Source organism: Saccharothrix sp. ALI-22-I, assembly GCF_001984175.1.
Classification (GTDB): Bacteria; Actinomycetota; Actinomycetes; order Mycobacteriales; family Pseudonocardiaceae; genus Actinosynnema.
In genome coordinates this window covers 21867-38531 of the sequence record NZ_MTQP01000051.1, presented here as the reverse complement: position 1 = coordinate 38531, position 16665 = coordinate 21867, and the positions used below count along the sequence as shown (strand labels likewise).

At 67.5% G+C, this 16665-nt stretch carries 15 protein-coding genes; 10 read left to right on the top strand and 5 right to left on the bottom strand.

From position 1 onward, the window contains the following. Positions 1-103: 103 nt before the first annotated feature. The 7 genes from ALI22I_RS11235 (at position 104) to ALI22I_RS11210 (ending at position 8763) form a co-directional block, all read left to right on the top strand. Positions 104-2989, top strand: a complete 2886-nt coding sequence (locus ALI22I_RS11235) for an ATP-binding protein (protein ID WP_077005408.1) — start codon at positions 104-106, stop codon at positions 2987-2989. Between the two features lie 451 nt (positions 2990-3440). Beyond that, entirely contained in the window at positions 3441-3584 is a 144-nt protein-coding gene (locus tag ALI22I_RS50690; RefSeq protein ID WP_179118193.1) for a hypothetical protein, read from the top strand. A gap of 190 nt (positions 3585-3774) precedes the next feature. Beyond that, positions 3775-4704: an SMP-30/gluconolactonase/LRE family protein gene (locus ALI22I_RS11230; protein ID WP_077005407.1), complete on the top strand. Its 930-nt coding sequence runs from the start codon at positions 3775-3777 to the stop codon at positions 4702-4704. Between the two features lie 211 nt (positions 4705-4915). Then, positions 4916-7336, top strand: a complete 2421-nt coding sequence (locus ALI22I_RS11225; protein WP_077005406.1) for a sensor histidine kinase — start codon at positions 4916-4918, stop codon at positions 7334-7336. Between the two features lie 44 nt (positions 7337-7380). Then, positions 7381-7818 (top strand): roadblock/LC7 domain-containing protein, encoded by a 438-nt coding sequence (locus ALI22I_RS11220; protein ID WP_077005405.1) that lies wholly within the window; start codon positions 7381-7383, stop codon positions 7816-7818. Further along, the gene (locus tag ALI22I_RS11215) at positions 7818-8189 is read left to right on the top strand and encodes a DUF742 domain-containing protein (protein WP_077005404.1); all 372 of its coding nucleotides are present in this window, start codon (positions 7818-7820) and stop codon (positions 8187-8189) included. Before ALI22I_RS11220 ends, ALI22I_RS11215 begins: the two co-directional genes overlap by 1 nt. Next, positions 8170-8763, top strand: coding sequence for a GTP-binding protein (locus tag ALI22I_RS11210; protein WP_077005403.1), 594 nt, complete (start codon positions 8170-8172; stop codon positions 8761-8763). The genes ALI22I_RS11215 and ALI22I_RS11210 overlap by 20 nt, the downstream gene beginning before the upstream one ends. A gap of 191 nt (positions 8764-8954) precedes the next feature. Here the strand turns inward: ALI22I_RS11210 and ALI22I_RS11205 are convergent, their stop codons facing one another. The 3 genes from ALI22I_RS11205 to ALI22I_RS11195 all read right to left on the bottom strand — a co-directional run bounded on the left by ALI22I_RS11205 (position 8955) and on the right by ALI22I_RS11195 (position 12748). Beyond that, entirely contained in the window at positions 8955-10322 is a 1368-nt protein-coding gene (locus ALI22I_RS11205; protein ID WP_077005402.1) for a tryptophanase, read from the bottom strand. Positions 10323-10331: 9 nt separating this feature from the next. Next, on the bottom strand, positions 10332-11426 hold the full coding sequence (locus tag ALI22I_RS11200; RefSeq protein ID WP_077005401.1) for a tryptophan dimethylallyltransferase family protein: 1095 nt from the start codon (positions 11424-11426) through the stop codon (positions 10332-10334). Positions 11427-11884: 458 nt separating this feature from the next. Then, the gene (locus tag ALI22I_RS11195; protein ID WP_179118192.1) at positions 11885-12748 is read right to left on the bottom strand and encodes a 3-hydroxybutyryl-CoA dehydrogenase; all 864 of its coding nucleotides are present in this window, start codon (positions 12746-12748) and stop codon (positions 11885-11887) included. A 143-nt stretch (positions 12749-12891) separates the two neighbouring features. On the opposite strand from ALI22I_RS11195, the gene ALI22I_RS11190 reads away from it, so the two are divergent. From ALI22I_RS11190 to ALI22I_RS11185, 3 genes are all read left to right on the top strand, one after another. After that, positions 12892-13914, top strand: coding sequence for a serine hydrolase domain-containing protein (locus tag ALI22I_RS11190; protein WP_083751646.1), 1023 nt, complete (start codon positions 12892-12894; stop codon positions 13912-13914). A 66-nt stretch (positions 13915-13980) separates the two neighbouring features. Beyond that, positions 13981-14112 (top strand): hypothetical protein, encoded by a 132-nt coding sequence (locus tag ALI22I_RS54605; RefSeq protein ID WP_274522782.1) that lies wholly within the window; start codon positions 13981-13983, stop codon positions 14110-14112. Positions 14113-14228: 116 nt separating this feature from the next. After that, on the top strand, positions 14229-14630 hold the full coding sequence (locus ALI22I_RS11185) for a hypothetical protein (RefSeq protein ID WP_143532138.1): 402 nt from the start codon (positions 14229-14231) through the stop codon (positions 14628-14630). Here the strand turns inward: ALI22I_RS11185 and ALI22I_RS11180 are convergent. Then, positions 14627-15088 (bottom strand): CAP domain-containing protein, encoded by a 462-nt coding sequence (locus ALI22I_RS11180; protein WP_077005398.1) that lies wholly within the window; start codon positions 15086-15088, stop codon positions 14627-14629. The genes ALI22I_RS11185 and ALI22I_RS11180 overlap by 4 nt on opposite strands. A 135-nt stretch (positions 15089-15223) precedes the next feature. Continuing rightward, positions 15224-16639: an ethanolamine permease gene (gene eat, locus ALI22I_RS11175; RefSeq protein ID WP_077005397.1), complete on the bottom strand. Its 1416-nt coding sequence runs from the start codon at positions 16637-16639 to the stop codon at positions 15224-15226. Positions 16640-16665: the final 26 nt, after the last annotated feature.

The window sequence follows — 16665 nt, the reverse complement described above, 5'->3', positions numbered from 1 at the left end:
GAGGGGTGGCGCTGTGACCTGCTTATTTTCGATCTTGGGCCAAACGCGACTGCGCATCGGCTCCCGGCTGGACCAAAGCTGGGCCGCACCGAAGCCACGAGGGATGCTCGGCGCTTTGTTGACCAACCCTGGGAGCTGGTTCAGCACCTCCGAGCTGGTCGAGTGGATGTGGGCGGAAGACGACAAGCTGCCCCGGAACATGGCGCAGACGTTCTACAGCTACGCCGGTCGGATTAGGCAGGCGTTGCTCGCCATGAACGCTGGAGTGGAATTAGAGAACCGAAAAGGTCGCTACCGGTTGACCGCAGCTCGGGCGAACATCGACTACTTCATGTCTGCCCAACTGCTCGATCAGGCGCGCGATGTCCGGGAACCACGTAACGCGGTGCGGATGATCCGCCGGGCGGTGGAGCACTGGGCCGACGACATTCCGCTCGCCGACCTCCCCAGCGAACCAGCGCACTCGTGGCGTCGACTGGCGCGCGAGAACGTCTGGCTTCCGTTGCAGAACGTGCTGTGCGTGAACCTGTTGGCGGACAACGACTTTCGCGGCGTGATCGCCCACATCGACGGACTGCCCGCGGTCGACTCGACGTACCTCGCGCTGGTGATGCGCCGGCTGGAGGCGATGCACGGCCTGCACCTGCGCAGCGAGATGGACGCCTACTACCACACCATGCGCCGTCGGCTTCAGGATGAGTTCGAGGACTCGGCGGCGGCGACGCTCAAGACGTTCTACGAGGGCTTGGCCGAACCCGCTCGGGTGGAACTGCGTGGACCGAGTCGGGTGGTCGGGGCCCCACGACGACTGCCCCACGACGTCGAGGACTTCGTGGGGCGTGACGCCTTGCTGGCCAAGATCGACGCGGTGACGGGGTGCTCGGTGGGCACGCCCCGTCCTGGTGTGGTCCTGCTCGACGGCGTGGCCGGAGTCGGGAAAACCGCCCTCGTGTCGCACTGGGCGCACCAGGTGGCCGACTTGTTCCCCGACGGTGTGCTGCACTGCGATCTCAAAGGGTTCGCACCGGACAAGGCGTTGGACGCGAGTGTCGTGGTCGACCGCTTCCTTGAAGCGTTCGGAGTCGACGTCGACCACCTCGCCACCGCCGACCGGCGGGCACGGCTGTTGGAGTCCACGTTGCAGGACCGCCGGGTGCTGGTCGTGCTGGACAACGTTCGTAGGCTTCCCCAGGTAGCCCCGCTGCTCCCGTTGTTGCGCGACTGCACCGTCCTCGTCACCAGTCGCAATCGATTGCCCGGCCTGGGACCTCGCGCCTTTCCCGTGACGCCGTTGGGTGCGTCCGACGCTACCCGGATGCTCGAAGCCCGGATCGGCGACCGGGCCGTCCGCGACCGCTGCGCGATCGCGGACCTGGTCGCCCTGTGCGGCGGCTTGCCGTTGGCGATAGAGATCGTCGCCCACCGGATCGCGGCAAGCCCTGGTGCGGAACTCATCGAGTTCGTCTCACAGCTGCGAGACGAGCGCCGGCTGTTGGACCTCGGCAACCACGGTGACAGCGGGGACATCAGTTTGAAGACGGTGTTCTCCTGGTCATACCGCGCCCAGGGCGCTCAGGACCGCAGGGCGTTCCGGCTGCTCGGCCTCCACCCCGGGCCGGACTTCAGCATCGACGCGGCGACCGCGATCCTCGGCACCACCAGGTCGGCCGCGCTGGACTGCCTCGAACTACTGGCCTCGGCGCACCTCCTCGAACAGCCCGGTTCCCTCCGTCGCTACCGATTCCACGATCTGCTGCGCGACTACGCCGAGGAGTGCGCGCGAGCGGACGAACCGGAGGAGCAACGCGATCTCGCCGAGCGCCGACTCGTCGACTTCTTCCTGCACACCGCCAAAGAGGCGGACTCGGTGGCGTTCCCATTCCGGAAAGGCGTCGAGGTGAGCGACCCGGTGGCAGGCGTGCTGCCACTCGACTTCGCCCACGACCGGGCGGCGCAGGACTGGTTCATCGAGGAGCGGGCCAACCTCTGTGCCGTCATCGACCTAGCCGCCCGCAGGGGCTTGCACTCCCGCGTCTCACAGATGGCTCACGTGGCCAGCGACATGTTCCGCAGGTGCGGTTACTACGAGGAGTCCCGCTCGATCCTCACCCTCGCGGTCGGCTCCGCACAACTGGAAGGCGACGCCGACGCCGAAGGCGCTGCTTACAACGATCTCGGCCTGGTGTACTTCCAGCAGTCGGCGTTCTTCGAAGCCCGCAAGCACTTCCACCGCGCGAACATGATCGCCCAGTGGATGGGCAGCCAACGCGGCATGGCGGCCTCGTTGCACCTACTGGCTCGGCTCGACATCGCCGAGGGCAGGATCGATGACGGTGTGCTTCGCTACCAGGAGGTCCTGCGCACCGCCCATGAGGCGAGCGATCGCGAGACGGAAGCGGGCACCCTGCACCGGTTGGGTGTGCTGGCGATGACGCAGAACAACCGCGTGGAAGCCGCGAAGTTGCTCCACCGGGCCCTGGACTTGCGGGAACAGCTCGACAACCTGGCTGGTCAGGCCGACACACTGGGCGAACTGGCCGAGCTGCACCGAAGGCAAGGCGAGCTGCGCACCGCGGAGGACTACGTCAGTCGGGCGATCCGTCTGCACATGCACACGAGGGACCAGGCGGTGGCTGCCCGGGCCTGCCTGGTGTTGGCGATAGTCCGACGGGATCGCGGGGACTTGGACGGAGCGACCCACTGCGCGCGTCGCTCCGTCCAGCTCTACGACCGCGTCGGAAATTCCAAGTTCAAGGCCGAGGTCCTGGTGCTGCTCGGTGAACTGAGGTGGGCGGCGAAAGCTCATGCGGCGGCCATGGAGGGCTGGGAGCAGGCGTTGAAGATCTTCACGGACGCCGGTGACCCCCGTGCCGTCACGTTGGCGGCGAAACTCGACCCGTTCGAAGGCGAACGCACCGTGCCCACCGCCAGGAATCCGCGGTGGTTGGACGAGCGTTCCGCAGCGGAACGCGAGACCTGGCAGTTGTGACGCGCACCGAGGGCGCAAATCCGAAGACGGACGTCCGGTTAGCGTCATGCGGAACCGCATTTTTACGGGTTCCCACATATCGTTTGCGTAGGCCGCTGAGCTGGTTCGGGTGACAAGCCGGTTACCGGAGTGGGTCATGTCCAGTCGGTCCCGTTACAGCAAGTGATCACCCGGATGGGCCAGTTTGGGGCATTCAGAGGTCCTTGCCGGACGCGACATCTGCGACTTGATCACGAGAGTTGATCCCACCTGGACGAGGATCACTCGATCGTGTGTAGTTGCCGGTAGTCTTCGGCTGTTCGGGCGACCTGGGGAATTCCACCCCCCATGGGTAGCTGTCGAGGTGCTCTGCAAGGATTTCCACACCCTCCGGTCGGGGCCGGAGGTCCAATCAGAGGACCGAGCGCAAAGGAAACCCCGAGTGAAGCGCGTTCTAGTGGTACTCACCCTTATGGGTGTCGCGGCGAGCCCGATCGGGACCGACTATTGGTCGATCAACAGCGTCGCGACCGATCGCAGGTCGATCGACAGCGTCGGGACCGACTACTGGTCGATCAACCGCGCTGACGAGATCCCGGTGGTCCGCAGCGTCTGACGCCGTGCTCCGGCCCCAGGGCCTCCCTTCGTAAGGGAAGTCCTGGGGCCGCCGGCGGAGTCGACGTGATGAGCCCGGCGACCCTGTCGGTTTGCTGTAGATCCCCTCGGCCTGCTGTGGATCTCTTTCCGCGCGCCGAGGGCTGCGGAACACTCCGGATCGCTCGCTCACAAGCGAAGAAGGAGTGATCATGTCTCGCACACTCGGTGCGTTGGCTGCCTTGGTACTGGGGGTCTCCCTGGTCACCGCGGCGCCTGCCACCGCTGCGCAAGCACACGCTTTCCCGACCGACTTCCCGCTGCCCGACGGCTTCATGCCGGAGGGCATCGCGATCGGGGCGGTGCCGACCGCGTACTTCGGCTCGCGTGCCGACGGGGACCTGTTCCGGGTCGATCTCCGCACCGGGGTCGGTGAGGTGTTCAGCCAGGGACCGGGGACGCCTTCGGTCGGGTTGAAGGTCGACTGGCGCCAGAGGCTGTTCGTCTCCGGTGGCGCGGGTGGTGACGGGAGAGTGGTCGACGCGCGGACGGGAGAGATCCTCAAGTCCTACAAGTTCGCGAGTGACACGAGCACCTTCGTCAACGACGTCGTGGTCACCGACGACGCCGCGTACTTCACCGACTCGCGCAAGGCCGTGCTGTACAAGGTCGCGTTCGGTCGGCACGGTCGGTTGCCGGAGTCCTTCACCGCGCTTCCAATTTCAGGTGATTTCGTCTTGACGCCCGGCGTGAACAACGCTAACGGCATCGCGGAGACCCCGGACGGCAAAGCGCTGTTGATCGTCCAGAGCAACACCGGTCAGCTGCACCGGGTGGACGTCCAATCGGGCGAAACGGCCGTAGTGGACCTCCAGGGCGAGGTGCTCACGAACGGTGACGGGCTGCTGGTCGAGGGCCGCACCCTCTACGTCGTGCAGAACCGGCTGAACACGGTCGCGGTGTTCTCCCTGGCCAAGGACGGGACCAGTGGAAAGCTCGTGACCAAGATCACTGACTCGCGGTTCGACGTGCCGACGACGGTCGCCTCGTTCGGTCACCGGCTGTACCTGCCCAACGCGCGCTTCACCACGCCGCCCACGCCTGCAACGACGTACAACGCTGTTTCCGTTCCCAAGGTGTGAAAATCAGGGGGCCGGTGCGGAGAAGTTCACATCGGCCCCCTGTTCGTAACCTCACCCGACTGGGTAACCTGATCGTCGCGTCGCGCGAGTGATCGCTGCCTCTTCGTAATAATGATCTTCCGGTGTTATCGTCCTGTAGCTGATCGGGTGAAGAAGAGGCAGTGCTCCTAGTGCTGCGCTGACCAGGCAACAGACGAGGCTGCGGAGCGCTGTGAAGCAGAAGAGCACCACGGAGACGAACTACAAGACGATCCGTTCGCGGCTCACCGGTGTCGTCGTCGTCCCCAGCATCGTCCTGCTCATCATGTGGGCGCTGTTCTCCTCGTACACCCTGTTCGACGGCTTCTACCTCCGCGCCGTCGCGGTCGGCGTCAAGGACGCCTCCATCCCGGCCGTGCAGACCTTCGCCGCCCTCCAGAAGGAACGCGAGCTGAGCATGACCGTGCTGAGCCAGCCCGACCGCGGCACCGGCGACCTGGAAGTCCAGCAGCAGAAGACCGACACCGCGGTGACGGAGATGCGCACGGCGTTCGACGAGCTCGCCGCCTCGGCGCCGCAGGAGATCGTCGACCGGATCAACGCGATCAACGTGCTGCTGGACCAACTGCCGCAGCGCCGCGCCGCCCTCGAAGCGGGACGCGCGTCCAAGGCCGAGATTTACACGTACTACAACAGCCTCCTTGACGGTGGTAGCGCGCTGTTCAGCGTGCAAGCCCGCGTGGTCCCCGACCACGAGTCGATGGAAGGCGCCATCACCGCGGTCGAGTACTTCAAGGCCGCAGACTGGATGTCCCGCGCCACGTCACTCGCCTCCAGTGCGCTCGCCGCCGGCCAGTTCACGTCCGAGGAGCACATCGAGTTCGCCCACCTCGTCGGCGCCTACCACGCCTCCTACGAGTCGAACGCCCCCTACGCCCGGCCGGAAGCGCGCGAGCGCTACCAGTTCATGATCGAGGAAGACCGGTGGAAGCGGCTGGTCGAGTTCGAGGGCAGACTGATCCAGAACGGCCCGAAGCCGTCGAACGCCGGGTCGCTGCAGGAGTGGCAGGGCGTCAGCGCCCCGATCAGCGACGAGCTCACGGCGCTGGTGAGCGAGCAGGCCTCCAGCGCGGTGAGCGTGACGATGGCCCGCGGCGAGAGCAAGTTCCGCACCGTGCTGATCGGCAGCCTGGTCGCGCTGCTCGCCGTGATCATCGGCATCCTGATCGCGATCCGCACGTCCAACCGCCTGGTCAACCGCGCCCTGATCACCCGCCTCACGGCGTTGAAGAAGGACTCGCTGGCCCTGGCCCACGAACGGCTGCCCGACATCGTCGACCGGCTCCGCGAGGGCAAGCACGTGGACGTCGAGGTCGAGGTGCCGCCGCTGGACTACGGCAGCGACGAGATCGGCCAGGTGGCCGACGCGTTCAACGCCGCCCAGTACACCGCCGTCGCCGCGGCCGTGAAGGAGAGCCAGGCCCGTGAAGGCGTGAACCGGGTCTTCCTCGACATCGCGCACCGCAATCAGGGCCTCGTGCACCGCCAGCTGAAAATCCTGGACAAGCTGGAGCGCGAGGAGGAGAACCCCGAACAGCTCGACGCGCTGTTCCAGCTCGACCACCTCGCCACCCGCGCCCGCCGCAACGCGGAGAACCTGATCATCCTCGCGGGCGAGCAGCCGGGCAGGCAGTGGCGCAAGCCCGTGCGCCTGCTCGACGTGCTGCGCGCCGCGGTCGCCGAGACCGAGCAGTACGTCAGGGTCAAGGTGAACCCGGTGCCCGACACCGCGCTGGTGGGCGCGGCCGTCGCGGACACCATCCACCTGGTCGCCGAACTCGTGGACAACGCCACCGCGTTCTCCTCGCCGCGCTCCCAGGTGCAGGTGCACGCCAGCGAAGTACCCCAGGGCATCGTGGTCGAGATCGAGGACCACGGCCTGGGCATCAACCCGGAGGACCGCGAGCAGCACAACGCGATGCTGGCCGACCCGCCGGAGTTCGACGCGATGCGCCTTCGTGGCGAGTCCCGGCTGGGCCTGTTCGTCGTGGCCCGGCTGGCCGCCCGCCGCGGCATCCACGTCGAGCTGCGCGAGTCGCCCTACGGCGGCACGTTGGCGCTCGTGCTCATCCCGTCCGCGATCGTCGCGGGCCCCACCACGGCGACCGAGCCGGCGGAGACTCGGCAGCTTCCGCGCCGCACCTTCCACGACATCCCGGAGCAGGGCGACGACTCAGTGCGAGACGCCAGGTTTCCCGACAGTTCCCGAGACCTGGAAGGGTTCTGGGCCCAGGCTGAGGCCGCGGTCAACGAGGATCCCCTTCCAGAGGTCGAACGACTGAGCGGCGGGCTGGACCTGTCGCAGCGCAGCGGCGAGCTGGACCTGCCGCAGCGGAGGCGGGCCACATCCGAGTGGCCCGCGGACGAACCGGAGGGCGCCGTTGCCTCCGGTGAACGTCCCGAACTGCCACGACGGCGCCGGCAGCAGAACCTGGCGCCGCAGTTGGTGCGCAACGATTTCCACCCTTCGCCCGAACCGCTCGCCGAGGTCGATCCGGAGAAATCCGCCGAGAGGGTCCGCAAGGGCCTGTCGGCGTTCCAACGGGGCACGAGTGATGCCCGTCGAACACCTGGTGACGACCTCGAATCCTGACCAGCAGCAGTGGCCGGACGACTGGAAACCGGAAAGGCAACCCGATGAACGACATGGCCAGCCAGCACAATGAACTGAACTGGTTGTTGGAGGACCTGGTCAGCCGGGTGGTCGGAGCCCGGCACGCAGTGGTGCTCTCGGCCGACGGTCTGCTGCTGGGCCGTTCGCCAGGGCTTTCCAAGGACGACTCGGATCACTTGTCGGCGATGGCGTCGGCGTTCCAGAGCCTGGCCCGCGGCACCGGGCGGCACTTCGGTGGCGGCGCGGTGCGGCAGACCATCGTCGAGATGGAACACGCCTACCTCTTCGTCACCGCGGCCGGCCACGGCGCCTGCCTGGCCGTGCTGGGCGAAGAGGACTCCGACATGGGCATGATCGCCTACGAGATGAACATGCTCGTCAAGCGAGTCGGCACGTACCTGTCCTCGGCGCCGCGTGGCAACGCCACGGCGAGCCTGCCCGCCGCCCGAAGGTCCTCCTGATGGCCGGCCGCGAGGACTGGTGGTACGACGAGGCCGCGGGCCCGTTGGTCCGCCCGTATGCGATGGTGCGCGGCCGGACCCGGCCGTTACGGCCGGAGCTGCACCTGGTGACTCAGGTGCGCGCGATGCCCTCGCCGTCGGACCCGGACGCGTTGGCGGTCGAGCACATGGAGATCATGGAGCTGTGCCGGCGGCCGCTGTCCGTGGCAGAGGTCGCCGCGTACCTCGACGTGCCGCTGGTCGTCGTCAAGGTGCTGTTGAGCGACCTCATCCAACGCGGTGACGTCGTGATCCGAGACCCCTCCCGAGTCCCGCAAGTGCCGGACCGGAACCTGCTTCAGGCTGTGCTGGATGGTGTCCGTGGAATCTGAGCGGCCGGGTGGGGAACTCCTCGTCCCCACCCCAGTGAAGATCGTCATCGCCGGTGGCTTCGGCACCGGCAAGACGACGATGGTCAACTCGGTCAGCGAGATACCGCCGCTGCACACCGAGGAGCTGCTCACCGAGGCCGGTGTCGGCGTCGATGACGTGCTGGGGTTGGAGAGCAAGGAGACCACCACGGTCGCCCTGGACTTCGGCCGCATCACCATCAGCCCCGAGGTGGTGCTGTACCTGTTCGGCACGCCGGGCCAGAACCGGTTCTGGTTCATGTGGGACGAGCTGGCGTTCGGCGCGATCGGCGCGGTGATCCTGGTGGACACGCGGAGGCTGGACAGCAGCTTCCCGTCGATCGACTTCTTCGAGCGGCGCGGCATCCCGTTCATCATCGCGGTGAACTGCTTCGAAGGCGCGCACAACTACGAGGTGGAAGAGGTGCGGCGAGCCCTGGACGTCGACACCGCCATCCCGCTCGTGCTGTGCGACGCGCGGGACCGGGAGTCGGCCAAGACCGTGCTGGTGAGCCTGATCCAGCACACGATGGACCGACTCGACGCCATGGCCTAGTTCTCGGTCGTCGCTTCGCAGGGGTCCCCGCCGGGGGTCCCCTGTCTCAATCCTGCCGGCGGGGACCGACAACTGTGGCGCAGCGGGCCCGGCCTGTGGACAACTCCACGTGAGTGCTCAATCGCCGCGGTGGCTTACCTGATCGGGTAACGGGCTCGTGGTCTCCCCGGGGAGACCACGAGCCCGCCCGACTACACCACCGGTTCGAGCCGGCAGTTGAAGTGCCGCAACAGCTTCGGCGCGTGCGTCAACCGGTACCCGGGCACCCGTTCCGGGTCCTTCGCGATCTCCGCCAACGTCTCGCCGACGTACTCCAGGTGGCTCTGCGTGTAGACCCGCCGCGGGATGGCGAGGCGGACCAGTTCGTACGGCGCGGGCTTGAGCAGCTCACCGGTGTCGTCCATCTCGCCCAGGTACAGCGAGCCCAATTCGGCACACCGGATGCCACCCGCCAGGTACAGCTCGGTGGCCAGGGCGAACCCCGGGAACCGACTCGGCGGCAGGTGCGGCAGCAGCCGACCGGCGTTGAGGTACACCGCGTGCACCCCGGTCGGCCGCACGCTGTCCACGCCCGCGGTCCGCGCCAGGTCCGCGACGTAGGCGGTGGCGTCGGCCCGGGCCCGCAGGTACTCCGGGTCGGTCACCTCCAGCAGACCCTGTGCCAGCATCTCCAGGTCGCGACCGGCCAGACCGCCGTAGGTCCGGAAGCCCTCGGTCGCGATCAGCAGCAGCTCGCACTTGGCGCCCAGCTCCGGGTCGCGGACCCCGAGCAACCCTCCCATGTGGACGATGGCGTCCTTCTTCAGGCTCGCCACGCACCCGTCGGCCAGCCGGAACGCCTCCTCCGCGACCTGACGCGGGGTGTGGTTCTCGTAGCCGGGCTCCCGTTGCGTGACCAACCACGCGTTCTCCGCGAAGCGCGCCGCGTCGAGGAAGAACGGCACACCGTGGCGGCGGGCGATCTCGCCCGCCGCCTTGATGTTGGCCATCGACACGGGCTGCCCGCCGCCACCGTTGTTGGTGATGGTGATCAGCACGATGGCGACGTCCTGCGGCCCGGACAGGACGGCGTCCAACGCGTCCAGGTCGATGTCGCCCTTGAACGGCGCGTCGCTGTCGAGGTCCTTGGCGGCCTGGCAGGGCAGGTCCACCGCCTGGCCGCCAAGGATCTCGACGTTCGCGCGCGTGGTGTCGAAGTGCGTGTTGCTGACGCTGACCTGACCCGGCTTGAGCAGGGCGGTGAACAGGATCCGTTCGGCCGCACGTCCCTGGTGGACGGGGAACGCGTGCGGGTAGCCGGTCAGGCCGTGCACCACGTCGCGGAACCGGTAGTAGGAGCGCGCACCCGCATAGGTCTCGTCACCGCGTAGCCCGGCCGCCTGCTGCTCGGCGGACAGGGCGCCGGTGCCCGAGTCGCTGAGCAGGTCGATCGTCACATCGGTAGCGGCGAGGTTGAACGGGTTGTACCCGGCGGCGGCCAGCGCCCGCTCGCGGTGCGGGCGCGTGGTGATCGGGATGGGCTCCACGACCTTGATGCGGTACGGCTCCATCGTGGGCATGGTGGACTCCTAGACAGCCAGGCTGATGATCGAACGCGGCGAGGTCACGTCGTAGGCCTCGGACGAGAGGTAGACGGTGACACCGGGACGGGGCCTGCCCATGCGCAGTGACACGTGGGCGATCAGGCCGACGCCCTCGTCCAGTGGACGGCGGGCGATGGTGCGCAGCGCGTTGTCGAACTGGGTGGGGTCCAGGTCGTACTTCGCCATCACCGCGAGGACCCGTCGCCGGGCCTCTTCGTCGTCGCCCACGTAGTCCCGGATCGGCAGGTACAGGGAATAACCGCTCGGTCCGTCCGCGTCGCCCTCCAGGAACGTGTAGCTGGAAATCAGCGGACGCTTGTCGAACGTTCCGGTGCCGCCGGCGAGTCGGCAGAAATCGGGCACGCCGTCCACATCGACGCCTTGCGCGGCGTTCGCCGCGCGCGTGATGTCGGTTACATTCACCGCGTGGTGCGAGATGTAGGTCTTCACCCGGGCACGCTGTTGTTCGACGAGGTCGAGGGCGAAGAAGGAATATTTGTCAAGTCCCGGCCTGGTGACCGCGTGGTCGCGCAGCACCGGGAAACCGGAGGCGAAACCGGTCCGCTCCAACGCCTCGCGCACCAAACCCTCGGCGGCGGCCTCGCCGCGCACTTCCGGGTTCAAGTAGACCTTCACCGCCGGTGCCTGGGCGGCGCGGAACACCAACGAGTACCAGAAAGTGAAATCCCGTTCCGGTTGTTCCGGTAGGAACAGGTTCCGCACCGCGTCGAAACGGCGGGTGTCCAGGTTCCCGTGTTGCCTCATCCGGTCCAGCGCGGCGAGCGCTGCCGAGGTGTTGGCGGAGCGGGAAGGCCTGGTCGCGGTGGGTTCGACGATCAGGCGTACGACTGGTGGCTCGTCCGCCGCGAACGCCGTCGAGAACTCGACCGGAGTGTGGTCGTCGGCGACGTCGGAGGGCCAGGCCGGGCTGGTGGAAAGGGGGTGCAAACCACCGGGGCCGAGCGCGTCCGCGAGCAGTCCGACGGATTGGGCGGTGTTTTCCGTGATGCCCACAGAATGCAGCAGGGCGCTGAGCTGGCGGCCCGTAAAATCGCGTACTGAAACGTTTTGAGGGTCCAAGGCAGGGTTCTCCTCGTGGGGGGCGAGTCGAAAGTTACGCTAGATGATGCAATCTTGTCCACCAGGCGGCCGTAGCGTGACCTAGGGCACTCTAAAGGCAGGTCGCGGGTCTTGTCGATCACCGAAGGCGTTGGCGGGGACGGTAATCAAGACTGCTCCGAACGGCCTATTGACTAGACCTCCGTCAGTCTTTCGCAGCAATGCGGCACTGTTGTTCGATGACGGATCGTGGCGTTTTGTCGCCGGGCCTGCCCAAAGCTTGGCGGTATGTTCGCCGGCTAATTAACTTCCCGCCATTCGAGACATCTCTGTTAATTGTTCGCCGACTTCTCGGCGTGACTCGCGCGCGCGTTGTGTGGTAGGTGCCCCGGGCATGCGAACGGGGCCGCCGATCACCAGGATCGACGGCCCCGCTCGTGTGTCCCTTCAGGACTCCCGGCGCTCCCGGGACGGCCGGGTCAGGACGCGTAGTTGTGGAACCCGCGTCCGCTCTTCTTGCCCAGCAGCCCCGCGTCCACCATGCGCATCAGCAACGGCGGCGGCGAGTACAGCGGCTCCTTGAACTCCTCGTACATCGACTCGGCGATCGCCTTGGTGGTGTCCAGGCCGATCAGGTCGGTCAGGCGCAGCGGACCCATCGGGTGCGCGCAGCCGAGCACCATGCCGTTGTCGATGTCCTCCGCGCTCGCGAACCCGGACTCCAGCATCCGGATCGACGACAGCAGGTACGGGATCAGCAGGGCGTTGACCACGAACCCGGCCCGGTCCTGCGAGCGGATGACCTCCTTGTGCAGCACCCCGGTCACGAACGCCTCGGCCTTGGCCTTGGTCTTGTCCCCGGTCAGCAGCGACGGCACCAGCTCCACCAGCTTCAACACCGGCACCGGGTTGAAGAAGTGCACGCCGATGACCTGCTCGGGACGGCTGGTGGCCATGCCCAGCTTCATGATCGGGATCGAGGAGGTGTTGGACGCGAAGACCGCGTCGGGATCGATGACGACCTTGTCCAGCGCCGTGAAGACTTCGGTCTTCACCTGCTCGTTCTCCGCGACGGCTTCCACGACCAGGTTCCGGTCGGCGAAGTCGGCGAGGTCGGTGGTGAACCGGATGCGCTCCAGTGCGGCGTCCCGGTCCTCGGCGGACAGCTTGCCGCTGCGCACGCCCCGGCCGAGCGACGAGGCGATCCGTCCCCGCGCCGCCTCCGTGGCGTCCGGGCTGACCTCGGCCACCAGCACGTCCAGCCCGGCCCGCGCGCAGACCTCGGCGATGCCGGAGCCCATCAGGCCCGAGCCCACCACTCCAACACGTTGAATGTCACTCACGCCCCGATCCTGCCAGGGCGGTCGCCGACCGGCACATTCCCGCCCGGTGATCTCGGGGCGGCGGGTGCTGTGGTTTTCCACAGTTGATCAGGTGGCGCTCCTCATGGTCGGCGCTCGTGGCGCTGCCTAGCGTTGCCGGCGTGATGATCAAAACTGCGATTGCCGGCACTGTGCTGGCTCTGGCCAGCGCTTTTCCCGCACTGGACGGGTGGGTGGCGCAAGGCTGGGCGTCAGGTGCGCTGCTGACCGTCGAGGACTCCACCGGCACGCGCGCGGACGCCGCCGGCGAGGCGCGGGTCGGCGGGTACTTCCGGATCGGTAGCGCCACCAAGACCTTCGTCGCCACCGTCGTCATGCAACTCGTCGACGAGGGACGGGTTGGGCTGGACGACCCCGTGGACCGGTACGTGGCCGGTGTGCCGAACGGCGACCGGATGACCGTGCGCCAGGTCCTCAACCACACCAGTGGGCTCTACGACTACGCGCACGAGACGGGCTACTCGACCAACCGGTGGCGCGGCGCGGACCGGTTCCGGACCTACCGGCCGCAGGAGCTGCTGGACGTGGCGTTCGCGCACGCGCCGTACTTCAAGCCGTGGGAGGAGGGGTGGCACTACTCGAACACCAACTACATCGTCGCCGGGATGCTGATCGAGCGCGTGACCGGGCGGATGTACGGCGACGAGGTGCGCTCACGCATCCTGCGCCCACTCGGGCTGACGCACACCATCGTGCCGGGCCAGTGGGCCGGCCTGCCGTACCCGCACGCCCGCGGCTACACCGAGGTCGACGGACGACTGGTCGACGCGACCCTGATGAACCCTTCACTGGACTGGGCCGCCGGCGAGATGATCTCCACCGCCGACGACCTCAACCGGTTCTTCGACGCCCTGCTCGGCGGCCGGCTGACCAGCCAGGCCTCCCTCGCCGCCATGCGGCAAACCAGGGAGGACACCGGCACGATCTTCGCCTACGGCCTCGGTTTGCAGCGCTTCGACCTGCCGTGCGGCCGTTCGGTGTGGGGACACGGCGGCGAACTGATCGGCTACCTCACCTACGCCACCCGCGCCGACGGCGGCCGCCTGGCCACGCTGTCCTACAACCCGTTGCCGCCCAAGGTGCCCGCCGACGCCGTCATCGGGCTGTTCACCTCGGTCTACTGCTGAGTCGGCAGGACGGTCCATCCGGGGAGTCTGCACCTCCGGAGGGACCATGGACGCCAAGCTGCGGGGATGGACGACGCGTTGCCGTTGTTGGCCAAGTACGGACAGGACACCAGGGCGCTGGTCCAGCGGGAACTCGCGGCAGCGTGGAGCAGTTGTACCTGCTCGGCGGGTGCGATGTGCAGGAACTGGCTGGCCTGAGCAGTGGTTGGGCATTGCGGGAGGTGGGGCTGAGCAGGGTCCGGCGGCTCAATGACCTGCTCCCGCTGTCCTTCCTGGCCGGTCCTCGGAAGCTGAACATCACAAACTGCGAGCACTTGTCGAACATCGATTCGGTCGGGCGCTGGGCCGATTCGCTGGAGTACCTGAGCGTGTGGAACTGCGGCACGGTGGACATCGGCCCGGTCGCCGCACTGGGCCGGCTCGTGGAACTCGTTCTGGGGCACACGACGGTGTTCGACCTGCGGCCGTTGGCCGGGTTGCCGCTGTTGGAACGGCTGACGATCAGCTCCGCGCGGGACGCCCGGACGCTCGCACCGATCGCCGGTCTGCCCAGCCTGAGGGAGATCTCGTTCACCGAGGGCAGTCCGGTGAACCTGGCGGCCTTCGCGGGCAGGCGCGGCCTGCGCGTGGCGGTCGAAGGCCGACTGACCAAGGTCATCGGTGCTGAGCTGCTCGGCGAAGGGAGTGTCGTAGTAACTGCAACTACGGATCGCTAGCCGGTGGCGCCGAAGTCCTGGGTCCAGTAAGGCTTGTTGTTCCGGTCCACGGCGTACGCCACACCGAGGTCGCGCAGCTCGCAGTTGACGATGTTGGTCCGGTGGCTTGAGCTGTTCATCCAGGCCCGCACGACTTCTGCCGCGGACGTCTGGCCGGCGGCGATGTTCTCCGCCATCATCCGGTAGTGGTAACCCGCTTCGGTGAGGCGTTGGGCGGGTGTGCTGCCGTCCACGCCGGTGTGGCTGAAGTTGCCGCTGCGTGCCATCTCGTCGTTGTGCCGCTTGGCCGCTGACGCGAGTCGGGGGTTGGGCGCGAGTGCCGGGCAGCCCACGGCCGTGCGCTCCCCGTTCGTCAGCGTCAGGACCTGGTCTACGTAGGTCGGTGCGGCGATGGCGGGGGTGGTCGTGACGATCAGCGCCGCGATGGCCGCGCCGGCCGTGAACGTCCTGGGTGTCATGACTTCTGCTCCTCCTGTTCGTCGGCGCCCCAGTCGGCAAAGGGGTTCCCACTCCCAGGAGAACTTGCGTTCCACGCTAGGTGGAACCGCGGTCACGTCGGGTGGCGGCGAGGGTTGCCACCCGACGTGACCGGGTCAGTCCTTCAACTCCTCCTCCGCTTGCGCGATGGCGGCGAACTCCTCTTCGGGCGCGGAGGCCACCAGGTGGTGTCGGCTGTAGAACCAGAAGTACGCCAACGCCACCACGACGATGCCCGCGGTGATCCCGGCGGCCAGTTCGTCCACGAAGAACGTCGCCACGACCGCCGCCACCGCGAGCACCAGCGCCACACCCGTGGTGACGACGCCGCCGGGCGTCCGGTACGGACGCTCCAACCCCGGCTCACGAACGCGCAGCACGATGTGCGACACCATCATCAGCACGTACGACAGCGCCGCGCCGAACACCGCGATGTTGATCAGCGTCGCGCCGCTCTTCATGACCGCCGCGAGGACGAACCCGATGGTGCCGGGCACGATCAGCGCCAGGTACGGCGTCTTGCGCTTGCCGGTCTTCGACAACCAGCGCGGCAAGTACCCCGCGCGCGACAGCGCGAACAGCTGCCGCGAGTACGCGTAGATGATCGAGAAGAACGACGCGACGAGCCCGGCGAGGCCCACGTAGTTCACGATCTGCGCGAGCACGTTGTCGCCGCCGTAGGCCGCGCGCACCGCCTCGGGCAGCGGGTTGCCGGACGACATCAACGCCTGCGAGCCCGCACCGCCCGGCGCGAGCACGAGGATCAGCGCCGCGAACACCAGCAGCGCCACCATCGCGCCGATGATGCCGCGTGGCATGTCCTTCTTCGGGTCGCGCGCCTCCTCGGCGGCGAGCGGCACGCCCTCGACGGCGAGGAAGAACCAGATCGCGTACACCAGCGCCCCGATGGCACCGGTGAACCCGAACGGCAGGAAGCTGCCGTCCCCGATGTCGAAGAGCTTGGCCGAGTCGAACTTCGGGATCATGCCGACGATGAACGCGATCAGCGCGACGACCGCGACACCCGTGATGACGAACATCAGCCGCAGGGCCTCGCCCACGCCGTACAGGTGCACGCCGACGAAGATCAGGTAGCAGGCCAGGTACACCGGCCACGAGCTGGTGAGCCCGAACAGCCCGAGCGCCTGGACGTAGTCGCCGATGAACACCGCGATGGCCGCCGGCGCCATGGCGTACTCGATGAGGATCGCGATACCGGTGGCGAAACCGCCCAACGGTCCCAGCGCCCGCCGCGCGAAGCCGTACCCGGCTCCGGCCACGGGCAGTGCGGCGGCGAGTTCCGCCAGGCCGAACACCATGCACGTGTACATGGCGCCCATCAGGATGGTCGCGACCAGCAACCCGCCCCAGCCGCCCTGGGCGAGCCCGAAGTTCCACCCGGCGAAATCGCCGGAGATGACGTAGGAGACCCCCAGGCCCGCCAGCAGCACCCAGCCCGCGGCGCCGCGCTTGAGCTGCCGGTGCTCCAGGTACTCGCTGCCCACCTTCTCGTACTCGACGTGTTTGGCCATCTGCGCTCCCTAATGGGTCAGTCGCG

Bases quoted from the DNA above. Each gene is read 5' to 3' on its own strand.
- ALI22I_RS11230 (WP_077005407.1), top strand. From the start codon at position 3,775: ATGTCTCGCACACTCGGTGCGTTGGCTGCCTTGGTACTGGGGGTCTCC.
- ALI22I_RS11235 (WP_077005408.1), top strand. From the start codon at position 104: ATGCTCGGCGCTTTGTTGACCAACCCTGGGAGCTGGTTCAGCACCTCC.
- ALI22I_RS11210 (WP_077005403.1), top strand. From the start codon at position 8,170: ATGGTGTCCGTGGAATCTGAGCGGCCGGGTGGGGAACTCCTCGTCCCC.
- ALI22I_RS11220 (WP_077005405.1), top strand. From the start codon at position 7,381: ATGAACGACATGGCCAGCCAGCACAATGAACTGAACTGGTTGTTGGAG.
- ALI22I_RS54605 (WP_274522782.1), top strand. From the start codon at position 13,981: ATGGACGACGCGTTGCCGTTGTTGGCCAAGTACGGACAGGACACCAGG.
- ALI22I_RS11180 (WP_077005398.1), bottom strand. From the start codon at position 15,088: ATGACACCCAGGACGTTCACGGCCGGCGCGGCCATCGCGGCGCTGATC.
- ALI22I_RS11205 (WP_077005402.1), bottom strand. From the start codon at position 10,322: ATGCCCACGATGGAGCCGTACCGCATCAAGGTCGTGGAGCCCATCCCG.
- eat (WP_077005397.1), bottom strand. From the start codon at position 16,639: ATGGCCAAACACGTCGAGTACGAGAAGGTGGGCAGCGAGTACCTGGAG.
- ALI22I_RS11190 (WP_083751646.1), top strand. From the start codon at position 12,892: ATGATCAAAACTGCGATTGCCGGCACTGTGCTGGCTCTGGCCAGCGCT.
- ALI22I_RS11215 (WP_077005404.1), top strand. From the start codon at position 7,818: ATGGCCGGCCGCGAGGACTGGTGGTACGACGAGGCCGCGGGCCCGTTG.
- ALI22I_RS50690 (WP_179118193.1), top strand. From the start codon at position 3,441: ATGGGTGTCGCGGCGAGCCCGATCGGGACCGACTATTGGTCGATCAAC.